Origin of the sequence: Pseudochrobactrum sp. sp1633, assembly GCF_030376605.1 — a bacterium.
Taxonomy (GTDB): Bacteria; Pseudomonadota; Alphaproteobacteria; order Rhizobiales; family Rhizobiaceae; genus Pseudochrobactrum.
Map to the genome: position 1 here is coordinate 1 of NZ_JARRAE010000031.1, position 12,956 is coordinate 12,956.

The following is a 12,956-nucleotide window of genomic DNA, read 5'->3' on the forward strand; positions in this document are numbered from 1 at the left end:
ATAATTGCCGCGGACTCGATGACTTTAACTGCGGATAACATCCGCAGCAATATCAGAAGAACATTGTGTTGATCGCCGGACAGCACGTTAGAAGCATTGTAATCAAATACATTCGTCTAAAACGCAGAGATCATAGATTTTTCAATTCATTTCTTGCCATTGGCTATAGCGCTTATATTCTATGATTGAATGAGTGACTCACGGGGAATAAAATGACGCCGGAAGAAATTTTTGTATCGCCTCAGTGGATACGGGATCATCAAAACAAAGCTGAACTGAAGATCGTCGACGGCTCCTGGTACATGCCTGCTGCCAAACGTGATTGTGGTTTGGAGTTCGAAAAAGTTCACATTCCGGGCGCTGTTTTTTTCGATCAGGACAAAATCGTCGATCCGGCATCTTCTCTCCCTCATACGGTGCCGTCACCAGAGGTTTTTGCAGAGGCTGTTGGTAAGCTCGGCATCAGTGTTGATGATGAGATTGTCATTTATGAAACCGGTGATTTGTTCGCCGCGCCGCGCGTCTGGTGGCTGTTTCATATTATGGGTGTTAAAAATCTGCACATTCTGCGTGGTGGTATTTCAGCATGGCAGGCTGAGCGCTTTGAAACGGAAAGCGGTAAGGCTACGCCTGAAGCTGTTGAGTTCAAGCCTGTTTATGCCGGTGATAAAGTTGTTTTCATCGAAGAAATGGTGCTGATCGCCAAACACAAAAAGGCACATATTGCCGATGCGCGTTCAGCGGAACGCTTCAGCGGTTCGGTACCGGAACCGCGTGCCAATGTTCGTTCCGGCTCAATTCCCGGATCGGTGAATATGCCTTTTGGGTCTCTGGTGGAGGATGGTGCTTTTAAATCGTTGCAAACGATGAAAGTTCTTTTTGAAGCGCAGGGTGTGAAAAATGACAAGCCGGTAGTAACAACCTGCGGCTCCGGCGTTACCGCAGCCGTGCTGTTTCTGGCATTGAACCTGCTTGGTTATAATAATGTTCGCCTTTATGACGGCTCATGGACAGAGTGGGGCAGCGTTACCTGATGCAGCAGATTTCCCCATCGAATATATTCGTGGTGTTCGATTTGATGGGGAAAAATTTTTCATTAAACGAATGTGACAAAACTGAAATTCTTTTTTGGTAGTGTTTTTGAGAATGTAAATATCGCAAATATTTGAAAACATTGATCTGAATCAATGAGAAACATCCCTGACAGTCTCAGATGGAGGAGAAGAGACGACTCAGGAGTTTAATATGAAGCTTGTTAAAACGCTGGCCCTTTGCGGTCTGGGCTTGTTTGGCGCAAGCTATGCAATAGCGGTTACATCGCATCATTGGTATGCGCCAAAGCAGGAAGCTGAAGTTAATATTCAGAACCCTGAGCTGATTAAGCAAGGTGAATATCTTGCGCGTGCCGGTGACTGTATTGCTTGTCATACAGCACCGGGCGGCAAGGAATTTGCCGGTGGTCTGGGGATGCAGACACCGCTTGGCACTATTTATTCTACCAATATTACACCGGATAAGAAAACCGGTATCGGCAATTACAGCTACGGTGATTTTGAACGTGCTGTGCGCCGTGGTGTACGGCCCGATGGCGTGGCACTCTATCCCGCCATGCCTTATGTTTCCTATGTTGTTGTGAAAGATGACGACATAAAAGCGCTCTACGCTTATTTCATGTCGCGCGTAGAAAGTGTTGATCAGGCTAATCAGGACTCCACTTTGCCTTGGCCGATGAATATGCGCTGGCCGCTGGCCTACTGGCAGCTTGCTTTCGCGCAGCCGCGTGAATTCACCTCGGCAACCGGTATGGATGCGATGGTTGATCGTGGCGCCTATCTGGTGGAAGGTCTTGCTCATTGTGGTGCCTGCCATACACCGCGCGGAATTGGTTATCAGGAAACAGCGCTGAGCGATGATAAGAGCGGTAAATACCTTTCCGGCTCGGTTCTTGAAGGCTGGTATGCGAAAAACCTGCGTGATGAAGGCACGGGCCTTTCCACATGGGCGGAAGCAGAAATCACAGACTTCCTGAAGACCGGACGAAACGACCGCACCGCAGCGTTTGGCGGTATGGCCGATGTGGTGGCACATAGTACCCAATATCTGACAAATGATGATCTGACATCAATTGCGCGCTATCTGAAAAGCCTGCCCGCACGCGACAGCCATCCTCAACAGTGGACACCGAAGCAGGATGTGACGACTGCAGCTCTGCGTGCCGGTGACTTCTCTGCATCGGGTGCAGTCGGCTATGTGGATAATTGTGCGGCCTGCCACCGTCTCGACGGTCGTGGTGCAGACCGTGTTTTCCCTGCGCTTGCCGGTAACTCGATTGTATTTGCGGAAGATCCGAGCTCGCTGATTCAGTTGACACTGGACGGGGCAGCAATGGCCGATACGCCTCATGATCCGATGGTTTTCAAGATGCCGGGCTTTGCGCATCTCACCAATAAAGAGATCGCGGATATTCTGAACTTTATCCGCAACGGCTGGGGCAATCATGGCTCACATATCAAGGACAGTGACATTGCCCGCATGCGGCATCTGATTGAGCACAAGCCTGTGCATTATGTTCCGGAGGCAAAATAATGAACAAGAAATTCTGGATCGGAACGGCGGCAGCGCTCGTGGTAACAATTGCAGCAGCAGGTGCAGGCTGGACATTTATCGTCAAGCCGTCGCGTGTGGATGCGCCACCGCTGCCGACTTATGATGTGGTGGATGCGGAAGGCAAAGTGGTCGGGCAATATACGCTTCCAAGCGATGACCTGATCGCCAAAGAACCGGATGCCGAAGCCATTATGTATGGTAAGCGCCTGCTCAATGAAACCGCGCGTCTGCTGCCGGAAAATGTCGGCGCAGGGCTCAACTGTAACTCCTGCCATCTGGCGCAGGGTAAACTGGATAAAGGTGCGCCTTACATCAATGCCTATAATTTCTATCCGCGTGTGATGCCACGCGCAGGTAAGGAAGTTAATCTGGTGATGCGTATCAATGGCTGCTTCCAGCGCTCGATGAATGGTAAGCCTGTTGATCCGAAATCCAAAGAAATGGGCGCGATGATCGCCTATATGAAATGGCTTGGTCAGGGCCTGCCGAAAGAGCATATGGTGAAAGTTTCCGGTGCCGGAAAAATTGATGAGACGTTGATACCTGATCCGGCTAAGGGCAAGGCCATTTACGCTGAGCAATGCGCGGTCTGTCACGGAAATGATGGTGAAGGCAAGAAAGACCAGTTCGGAGAATATGTTTTCCCGCCACTCTGGGGGGATGACAGCTTCAATATCGGTGCGGGTATGGCGCGTACCTATAAGGCAGCGGCATTTGTGAAATATAATATGCCGGTTAGTGTTCAGCAGGAAGGCATGCTGGGGCAGGGTGGTGTACTGACCGATCAGGAAGCGGTAGACGTGTCTGAATATTTCACACATATGCCGCGACCGGATTTTGCAGGCAAGGTCAAGGACTGGCCAAACAGCAAGAAACCGAAAGATGCCCGTTACTGATTAATTGGTATAAGAAACAGCAAGCCGGTTGCAGAAATTGCGACCGGCTTTTTGCACTTGATGATATGTCATTTCACTGACAAAAAGCATTTTTCAATTCTTATCTGCCGGTAATGTCGGGCGGGTTTAAACTGAGTACTGAGGGTTTTGTGAAAAAGCTGCTTCGAATTATTCTGATTGTCGTGATTGTTGTTATCGCTGGCATTGGCCAGCGTTGGTATAGTTATGTAACCAATACGAACGACCCGTTCGACGAGGTTGGTATTGACCTGCAATCTTATATGCCAGCGCCAATCCGCCATTGGGGTTGTATGCAGCTGAAAAAGAATTTCGGCACGAAGACTTTGCCGCCTTACGGCTGTCAGGCACCGGACAATGGTGCAAGCTGGGTTGAATAATAAAACGACTAGCATTTCGGATATAAAAAAAGCACGGATAACACATGTTATCCGTGCTTTTTTGTTTCTATGCCGGTTCAGCGCCAGCTGAGGAAATAATGCTCAATCCGGCCGATCAACCAGCTGGTAATCAGTCCCATAACGGAGAGAATGGTGACGCCGGCAAAGAGGCGCTCAAGATCATAGAGCGAACCGGCCTCCAGAATATAGGCACCAACGCCATATTCCGCGCCGAGCATTTCAGCGGCGACTAGCAGAATAATGGCAATCGCGATGGAAACACGTAAGCCTGACAGGATGCCGGGCAAGGCGCCGGGAAGCACGATTTTACGAATGATCGACCACCAGCGCAGGTTGAAGCTCTGTCCCATGCGGATCAGGCTGCGATCCACATTATCAACCGCACCATAGGTTGCCACGACTGTCGGCGTGAAAGTACCGAACGCGATCAGTGCATATTTCGACATTTCATCAATACCGAACCAGATGACGAACAGGGGCAGTAGTGCGATTTTCGGAATAGGGAAAATAGCAGCCACGAGCGGCACCAAACCGGCACGGACATAGGAAAACAAGCCGATCATCGTGCCGAGCAATATGCCAACGGCAATACCCATAGATGCGCCGACAAACAGACGTTGCAATGATGGCAGCAAATGTTTCCAGAGCAGGCCGGTATCATAAAGTTGATAAAATGTGCCAAGTACTGCAGAGGGGCGCGGCAGGGTCAGGTTGGAAATGAAGCCTGTGCGGGTGCCAATCTCAGCCAGCGCAATCAGAACTATGAACAGAATGGGTGCAATAAAACGGACTTTTACCGGCGCAAAACCACCACCGCGAAACGGCACAGGACGGGTAATAACTGCTTGTTGCAGGTTCTCAGATGTTTTTGTCATTACAGCAGCTCCTGATCCGCAGCCATCGCCTCATCACGCATGAGCGCCCATAGCTCTTGCTGTTTGGCATCCAGTACCGGATCGGCCAGATGGCGCTGATCGAGCGGGGTGTCGATGGTGACGACCTGATTGATCCGTCCCGGACGACGCGACAGCACTACAATTTTGTGGCCAAGGCGCACTGCCTCTGCCAGATTGTGGGTGACATAAACAGCTGTGAAGGGCTGGCGTGTCCAGAGCGATACCAGATCATCCATCAGCAATTCACGCGTCTGGCTGTCGAGTGCCGATAGCGGCTCATCCATCAGCATCACATCAGGACGCACGGCTAATGCACGGGCAATAGCAACGCGCTGTTTCATGCCGCCGGAAAGCTGTTTGGGATAGGCATTGGCAAAGTCGGACAAGCGGGTGCGCGCAAGCACATCGGCAATGATTGCATCCATTTCTTTGGCCGATAATTTATGGTCTTCCAATACCAGCCGGATATTACCCGCCACTGTGCGCCACGGCAGCAATGCGAAATGCTGGAAAACATAAGTCAGTGGATTGAGAGAGGACGGAGAAGGTTCCCCGACCTGTAAAACCTGACCGGTTGTAGGTTGTTCAAGACCACCGATAAAACGAAGCAAGGTGGATTTACCGCAACCGGAAGGGCCGATCAGACAGACGATCTGCCCCTGATTGATTTCAAGCGTGATGTCACGCAGAACTTCGACCTTGCCATAATGGTGGCCGACATTTTTTAACAGCAAATCCATGCCAGTTTATACTTCTTCTTGTCAGGGCGGCAGGGTTAAAGTGTATCCCGAAAAATGTGAAGCGGCTTTCGGATAAGATACACGTAATAACAAAAAGATAGAGTATTTCTATGAATTAAAACAAACTAGAAATGCTCGATCGCTACGGGCCCTGATCATTCGCGGGAAACAGCCGGCAGGCGAACCATACCGGCTGAAAAGACTTCAGATCAGATCGTTTTGACGTAACTGGTGTCAAACAGCATTTCAGGTGTAATGGTGTCTTTCACCATCTTCTCGTCTTTGAACCAGTTGAGCTGCTCAGTCACAGAGCCGAGAGACAAAGCGAGGCCTTTGTTAATGCGCATCGCACCATTGACCAGATTGTTTTTCGCCTGCTCAAAAGGCAGATCCATCTCAACATATTTATGGACGAATTTAGCAATCGCATCGACCTCTTCCGCAGACGCGGTTTTGTCGACCAGAGCGGCATTGTAGTCATCAATGGCTTTGGAATAAGCGCGGATAAAGGCTTCTGTTTTGGCGCGCTCTTCACCTGCGTTCTTGGTCGAGGTGAAAACGGTGGTCACCTGATAATCCGGCGCATAATCAGACACCAGACCGATCTGTTTGGCTGCACCTTCCGCAATCATCTTCTTGGCAATGCTTGGCTGGATGGCCCATGCATCAATCTGACCGGATGTGAGTGCGCCAACAACAGCACCAACCTTTTGCAGAGGGCGCAGAGTAATATCGGAGAGCGGGATATTATTCGCCTTGGCGATTTTATAGGCCATGAAATGGAACGACGATCCGGCGGTGGTAATGCCGAAGCTCTTGCCTGCCAGATGTTTCGGATCGGTCAGACCGGCTTCATAGGCTTTGTTCGATGCCAGAATGATCTGGCCTGCGAGGCCTTTTTCTTCCTGCAATGAACCGCCGATAACTTTAACTGCATTTTTCTCAGCCAGATTGATCAGGCCGCCGCTCATAGCGGTCACACCGTAATCAACATCACCACCGGCAATGGCGACGGCCATTGGCTGCGCGGCTTCAAAATATTTGAACTCCATATCGAGGTTCTCAGCTTTGAAATAGCCGCGTTCCTGTGCGATGAAACTCGGTGCCTGACTGGCAAGACGGATAATGCCGAGCACAGCTTTGATCTGCGCCGCTTCAGCTTTTGCATTCAGGGAAAACGGAGAGCCCATCACGGTCATTGCACCGGCTGCACCGAGCCCTGCGAGTGTCTGACGGCGGGAGAGCTGAAACTTCTGCATATGTTGATCCTTACTGAAGAGCGGGTGGCCTGCGGTTTAACGCGACAGGTTCCGGTTTGTCTGCGGCCCGGTCTTATCGCTTTATTGCGAGAAGTCGTGGAATTGTTTGCAATGATTTCGTGTAGTTTTAGAGCAAACTTATCCGGATTTGAAGCTAAAAGCGGTCACAACTCTGTTTGTCCTATACAATTGTTGCCGTATCAAACGGCTCTTTCTTCGTGAGTTTACAAAGCTGCGTTGCATGCGGGCTCTGTACAACAGCATTAACTGTGTCGGCATAATTCTGACTATGCCGGTTGGTTTTTGAAATGTTGCTTTGTGAAACAGTGATCTCTGCGATAAATAATATCTACAGAAAGATATTATTGTGCCGGTTTGCGGGGGAACTGCGTTTTGTGTGGATTAGCAGGCTATATTGGTGAGGCACTAACGGATCAGACGCCGGAAGTTCTGCTGCGCAAAATGGCGGATGCGATTGCTCATCGTGGACCTGACGAGCAGGGTGCAATTGTGCTGGATGGTGCCGGACTGGCGCATAAGCGCCTCTCCATTGTTGGTATCAGTGACGGCCAGCAGCCAATGAGCATGGCGGATCAGCGCACTATTCTGGTTTTTAACGGACAGATTTTCAATCATGCAGAACTGCGCCGCGAACTGGAAGCGCAGGGCGCACGCTTTCGCACGCATAGCGACACGGAAGTGATCCTGCAACTTTATGCGCGTTACGGTGCTGACTGCCTTCACTATATGAATGGTGATTTTGCCTTTGCATTGTGGGATGCCCAGCAGAAGCGAATGTTTATCGCCCGCGACCGTATGGGGGTGCGCCCGCTATTCTATACGACTGTCGGCGGCGTTTTATATTTTGCCTCGGAAATCAAAGCACTTCTGCGTGTGCCGGGTGTGGAGGCCGAGCTTGACCCGCTGACGCTGGATCAGATTTTTTCACTCTGGGCACCGGTCGCTCCGCGGACAGCGTTTCGCAATATCTTTGAGCTTGAACCCGCCCATATGATGATCTGCGATGAAAACGGCATGAAAATACGCCGTTACTGGTCGCTGGATTATCCTGACCGTGACGATGCGGTGATGACAGATGCGGATGAGGCGGCAGAGGCTTTGGAAGCCTTGCTCATGGATGCCACAAACCTGCGCATTCAGGCTGATGTGCCTGTCGGCACCTATCTTTCCGGCGGGTTGGATTCATCGCTGATTGCTGCCCTTGCCCAGCCGTTGACAGAGGGGGAGTTGCATAGTTTTTCCGTAGGCTTTGAGCATGCGGATTATGATGAAAGCCGTTTTCAGCAGGTGGTTGCACAGGCGCTGCGCACGCATCATCATTCGATTACAATTGCTGACGATGATATTTCGGCAATTTTTCCTCAGGTGGTTCACGCGGCAGAAGTGCCGCTGGTGCGCACAGCTCCGGCGCCGCTGTATCGACTGGCTCAGCTGGTGCACGACACTGGCATGAAAGCCGTTCTGACCGGTGAAGGCGCGGATGAGGTGTTTGCTGGATATGATATTTTTCGCGAGGCGAAAGTCCGTCGCTTTTGTTCGCGTCAGCCGCAATCGCAGATCAGGCCGCATTTGTTTCGCAAGCTCTATCCCTATTTGCCGGGCTTGAAAGCACAAACGCCGGACTATCTGGCAGCCTTTTTTGGTATTCATAGCGCGGATTTATCTGATCCGCTCTATTCACACCGTCCGCGAATGAAGGCGACGAGTGCCGCAAAGCTATTTTTCTCAGGCGATCTGAAAAGTAAAATCGGTGATTATGATGCCGGTGAAGAACTGGCCTCTAAACTGCCGGAACGATTCAGCCACTGGCATGAGTTGCATCAGGCGCAATATCTGGAATGCCGTTTTCTGCTGCCGTCCTATATTCTCTCCAGTCAGGGTGACCGGATGGCGATGGCACATAGTGTGGAGACACGGTTTCCGTTTCTTGATTATCGCTTGTCGGAATTCGCCGCCCGCTTGCATCCTTCACTGAAATTGCATGGACTGACGGAAAAGTATTTGCTGCGCCGTGTGGCAAAGCAGCGTGTGCCGGAAGCAGTTTTGCAGCGCCAGAAGCAGCCGTATCGCGCACCGGACAGTAAGTCATTCACCGGAAAAGGTGAGAAAGACTATGTACGGGATCTTCTGAGCGAAAAACGGATTGAGCAAAGCGGATATTTTAACGCTAAAGCTGTCTCTAAATTATGCAATAAGAATAAAGAGCAAGGTTTGAGTGGTTTCCGTGACAATACAGCCTATGTCGGTATTCTTTCTACCCAGTTATGGTTGGAAAAATTTACCACTTTATTGAAATAATGCAGGGCGTATAAAAGTTTATAGACTTCCATAACAGGTTTACGTGTTATGGCTGGCGAAAGAATACGGTATTTATAACTTAAAGTCAGGTCAAGCTGAGACAGTTGCTTTACAGCAAGTGCTGATTTTATGAAACGGGATATAGGTATGAGTGATACAGTTAACAGCCGCTTGCGCGAATTCATCGTTGAAAACTTCTTGTTTGGTGACACGGATTACGCGCTGGAGGACAATGCCTCGCTGATTGATAATGATATTATGGATTCAACCGGTGTGCTTGAGCTGGTGGCTTTCATTGATGAGGCTTTCGGTGTGAAAATGGCGGATGCGGATATTGTTCCGGCCAATCTTGATAGCGTTTCAAAGATCACAGCCTTCGTGGCTTCGCGTAAAGCTGCCTGATAAAAAGCGATCTGTCCAATGATGCGTATTGAGAGCTATCTCAGATTTCATGCACAGAATACCGGCCAGAAAACGGCACTGGTAACAGGACAGGTGCGTCTGACATATGCGGAGTTTGATGCGAAAGCGGAGGCTCTGGCGCACACATTACTGGCACAGAATGTGAAGCGGGGAGATCGCGTTGTCATTTTTATGGATAATTGCTGGCAGGCAGCGGTATCCGTCTTTGCGATTTTGAAGGCCGGCGCAGTTTTCACGCTGGTTAACCCGTCTACCAAGGCTGATAAGCTCAGCTATATCCTGAATGATTGCACACCGTCCCTGATGCTCACTCAGGCGAAATTACTGCCGGTGATTGATGAGGCTGAGGCCTTTGCACCAATTCCTGCGGTGATTGCTGTGCAGGGGCCAAGCCGTTCAAAGCGCGCTTGCTTGTCGTTTGAAACCGCTATTGAAGCGCTAGCAGGGCAGGAGCAGGTTGAAAGCGGCGGCATTGATATTGATCTGGCGATGCTGATCTACACCTCCGGTTCAACCGGCCGCCCAAAAGGTGTGATGATGACACACCGCAATATTGAAGCGGCAGCAACTGCATTGACAGGACTGCTTAAAAATACTGCGGATGATATTATACTGTCCGTTCTGCCGCTGTCCTTCAATTACGGGCTTTATCAGCTGCTTATGGCGGTAAAGCTCGGTGCAACACTGGTTCTGGAAAAATCTTTTGCTTTTCCGCAGGCTGTTTTTGATGTGATGCGTGCGGAGAAAGTGACAGGTTTCCCGATTGTGCCAACAATGTCTGCAATTATCATGCAGATGCGTGATCTTCAGGCAGCAGCTGAAGAACAAGAAACCTCAGGGAAAGCGTCAGCCGATTTTCTGCCGGATCTGCGCTATATCACCAATACAGCCGCGCAGTTGCCGGTGCCGCATATTGCATTTTTGCAAAAGGTTTTTCCGGAAGCAGAAATTTACTCCATGTACGGCATGACAGAGTGCAAACGCTGCACATGGCTGCCGCCGCACATGCTCCGCGAGAAGCCTGAATCTGTCGGTATCGCTTTGCCGAACAGCGAAGTTTATCTGGTTGATGAGCAGGGCTTGCCGGTGCCGGTTGGTGAGGCCGGTGAAATGGTGATCCGTGGTCCTAATGTCATGCAAGGGTATTGGAATAATCCTGCGGCCAGCGCTGAGGTTTTGAGAACCGGACGCAATCCTTGGGAAAAAGTGCTGCATACCGGTGATCTGCTGCGTATGGACGCTGACGGATATTATTATTTCGTTGGCCGGAAAGACGACATTATTAAATCGCGCGGCGAAAAAGTGCCTCCGAAAGAGGTGGAAACTGTTCTCTATACCCATCCTTCTATCAGCGAAGCCGTGGTGGCGGGTGTGCCTGATACCATGCTGGGACAAGCAATAACCGCTATGGTGGTGGCGGTTGATGCCACGCTGAGTGATAAGGATATTATCCGGTTTTGCCGCCAGCATCTGGAAGATTTCATGGTTCCGGTTTTTGTTCAGATTACGAATGAACTGCCGCGCACCGATACAGGTAAAGTCAGTCGTCGCCTTGCGGCGGAAATACTGGAAAAACAATACAGGCAGTTTCAGGATGAGTAAAATTCAGACATTTTCTGCACAAACCGTGGTGCTTGATGCGGAAGCGGAAGTAGCAAAAATTACCACCGCGCTGCGTAGTCAGTTGCGCGGTTTACGTCGCCGCGGTCTGGTTGTCGGTATCTCCGGCGGCATTGATTCCAGCGTGAGTGCGGCACTGGCAGTGCGCGCTGTCGGCGCGGACAAGGTGTTCGGTCTTTTTATGCCGGAGAATGATTCCGATCCGCTGTCACTGGCGCTGGGGCAGAAGCTCGCGCAGACTTTTGGTATCGAGACAGTTATTGAGGATATTGGTCCTGCATTGACTGCAATGGGCTGCTATCGCCGCCGCGATGATGCGATCCGTCTGGTTGTGCCTGTTTACGGAGAAGGCTGGGCGTCAAAACTGGTGATTAATAATGCATCAGAAAACGGCGGTTATAATATTTCCTCGCTGGTCGTGCAATCACCGGATGGCAAGCAGGAAAAAATCCGTCTGACACCTGAAGCTTATTTAGGCATTGTGGCTGCCACCAATATGAAGCAGCGCACCCGCAAGCAGTTTGAATATTATCATGCAGACCGCCTGAATTTTGCGGTTATCGGCACGCCGAACCGGCTGGAATATGATCAGGGCTTTTTTGTTAAAAACGGTGATGGTGCAGCTGATGTGAAGCCGATTGCCCATCTTTACAAGACGCAAGTCTATCAGCTGGCAGAATATCTGGGTGTGCCGGAAGACATTCGCCGGAGACCGCCGACGACCGATACTTTCTCGCTCGCACAAACGCAGGAAGAGTTCTATTTCTCGCTGCCTTACAATCTGATGGATTTGTGTCTTTATGCGCTTAATCACAATATCAGTGCGGCGGATACGGCAAGAGCTACGAATTTGAGTGAAAATCAGGTTGAATATGTGTGGGCAGATATGACTGCCAAACGCAAAACAACCAAGGCTCTGCATGAGCCGCCGCTTCTGGTTGAACCGGTCACAGATTTTCTGAAGTGAAATATAAAAAAACCGCCTGACAGGCGGTTTTTTTTATTCAAGGTTTCAGAGCGGGTCGCCGCTCAGGCGGCTCCAGTGTTCGCCGGCCAATCCGTTCAGCAATGCTTTGCTTTCGGTAAAGGGGGTGAGCAAGGTCGCATCTTTTGCCCAGACCATTGTGGATGCCAGATGTGTAAACGCAATACGCTTACCCAGCATCGCCTCCATCATATCCGGCTTGGTACGGCCACGAATGGCAACAGCACCCCGTTGTGCTGCATGATTGATAAGGGCATCAATCACCTGACTGCTGGCTTTAGGATGGCTGAAAAGCTCCAGCACGCGCGCGGTATGATCCTTGCGAAGATGATAGAGAAACACACCGACGGCTTTGCCGGTTTTGGTTTCGGCTTTCACCATATGCGGCTGCCCGTATGCCGGTTTCAGCTGGGCATCTTCCAGCCGTAAAGACAGCTGTTGCCCACTCCATTGCGGACGGCAAGAGAATGCATCGCTGAACTGCGCATAAAGTTCGGAAAACTCTGCTGCATTGATTTCTTTGCATTCCAGCGCCTGACCGGCAAGCCAGTTTTGCGGGGTGGCTGACCATCGCAGACTATTGCCCGGCATGGCATTGCGTTTGCGCCGGTCAATGAAATCTGCTGCCGGACGCAGCATATTCAGCAGCCCGATTTTTGAAGCCGCTGTCTCAACGGCAAAGCCCAGCGGGCGGATAATGCGCAGCCAGTCGAGGCTGTAACCGGTCAGTTGTACCGCATTAAGCTTTTTCCACATGGCTGCGGTAGTTTCGCTGGCAGTCTCGGTGGCGAT

12 protein-coding genes are annotated in these 12,956 nt (G+C 50.6%); 8 read left to right on the top strand and 4 right to left on the bottom strand.

Features of this window, described 5'->3' with window-relative positions; all coding sequences use genetic code 11:
- Positions 1 to 212: 212 nt before the first annotated feature.
- The 4 genes from sseA to P8H26_RS17560 all read left to right on the top strand — a co-directional run bounded on the left by sseA (position 213) and on the right by P8H26_RS17560 (position 3,901).
- Positions 213 to 1,034 (top strand): 3-mercaptopyruvate sulfurtransferase, encoded by an 822-nt coding sequence (sseA, locus tag P8H26_RS17545; protein ID WP_289634405.1) that lies wholly within the window; start codon positions 213 to 215, stop codon positions 1,032 to 1,034.
- Positions 1,035 to 1,245: 211 nt separating this feature from the next.
- On the top strand, positions 1,246 to 2,586 hold the full coding sequence (locus P8H26_RS17550) for a cytochrome c (protein ID WP_289634406.1): 1,341 nt from the start codon (positions 1,246 to 1,248) through the stop codon (positions 2,584 to 2,586).
- Positions 2,586 to 3,503, top strand: coding sequence for a c-type cytochrome (locus tag P8H26_RS17555; RefSeq protein ID WP_289634407.1), 918 nt, complete (start codon positions 2,586 to 2,588; stop codon positions 3,501 to 3,503). The genes P8H26_RS17550 and P8H26_RS17555 overlap by 1 nt, the downstream gene beginning before the upstream one ends.
- 149 nt (positions 3,504 to 3,652) lie before the next feature.
- Positions 3,653 to 3,901 (top strand): hypothetical protein, encoded by a 249-nt coding sequence (locus tag P8H26_RS17560; RefSeq protein ID WP_289634408.1) that lies wholly within the window; start codon positions 3,653 to 3,655, stop codon positions 3,899 to 3,901.
- A 77-nt stretch (positions 3,902 to 3,978) separates the two neighbouring features.
- Here the strand turns inward: P8H26_RS17560 and P8H26_RS17565 are convergent, their stop codons facing one another.
- The 3 genes from P8H26_RS17565 to P8H26_RS17575 all read right to left on the bottom strand — a co-directional run bounded on the left by P8H26_RS17565 (position 3,979) and on the right by P8H26_RS17575 (position 6,817).
- The gene (locus tag P8H26_RS17565) at positions 3,979 to 4,797 is read right to left on the bottom strand and encodes an ABC transporter permease (RefSeq protein WP_289634409.1); all 819 of its coding nucleotides are present in this window, start codon (positions 4,795 to 4,797) and stop codon (positions 3,979 to 3,981) included.
- Positions 4,797 to 5,558, bottom strand: a complete 762-nt coding sequence (locus tag P8H26_RS17570; protein WP_289634410.1) for an ABC transporter ATP-binding protein — start codon at positions 5,556 to 5,558, stop codon at positions 4,797 to 4,799. Before P8H26_RS17570 ends, P8H26_RS17565 begins: the two co-directional genes overlap by 1 nt.
- 209 nt (positions 5,559 to 5,767) lie before the next feature.
- Positions 5,768 to 6,817 (bottom strand): ABC transporter substrate-binding protein, encoded by a 1,050-nt coding sequence (locus P8H26_RS17575; RefSeq protein ID WP_289634411.1) that lies wholly within the window; start codon positions 6,815 to 6,817, stop codon positions 5,768 to 5,770.
- 393 nt (positions 6,818 to 7,210) lie between these two features.
- On the opposite strand from P8H26_RS17575, the gene asnB reads away from it, so the two are divergent.
- The 4 genes from asnB to nadE all read left to right on the top strand — a co-directional run bounded on the left by asnB (position 7,211) and on the right by nadE (position 12,146).
- Positions 7,211 to 9,136 carry an asparagine synthase (glutamine-hydrolyzing) gene (gene asnB, locus P8H26_RS17580; protein ID WP_289634412.1) on the top strand — a complete coding sequence of 642 codons (1,926 nt, stop codon included), beginning with the start codon at positions 7,211 to 7,213 and terminating at the stop codon, positions 9,134 to 9,136.
- Between the two features lie 147 nt (positions 9,137 to 9,283).
- Positions 9,284 to 9,538 carry an acyl carrier protein gene (locus P8H26_RS17585; protein ID WP_289634413.1) on the top strand — a complete coding sequence of 85 codons (255 nt, stop codon included), beginning with the start codon at positions 9,284 to 9,286 and terminating at the stop codon, positions 9,536 to 9,538.
- A 21-nt stretch (positions 9,539 to 9,559) separates the two neighbouring features.
- On the top strand, positions 9,560 to 11,161 hold the full coding sequence (locus P8H26_RS17590) for a class I adenylate-forming enzyme family protein (RefSeq protein ID WP_289634416.1): 1,602 nt from the start codon (positions 9,560 to 9,562) through the stop codon (positions 11,159 to 11,161).
- Positions 11,154 to 12,146, top strand: a complete 993-nt coding sequence (gene nadE / locus P8H26_RS17595) for an NAD(+) synthase (RefSeq protein ID WP_289634414.1) — start codon at positions 11,154 to 11,156, stop codon at positions 12,144 to 12,146. The genes P8H26_RS17590 and nadE overlap by 8 nt, the downstream gene beginning before the upstream one ends.
- Positions 12,147 to 12,191: 45 nt before the next feature.
- Here the strand turns inward: nadE and P8H26_RS17600 are convergent.
- The coding region (locus P8H26_RS17600; RefSeq protein WP_289634415.1) for a hypothetical protein at positions 12,192 to 12,956 on the bottom strand (765 nt) is incomplete at its 5' end.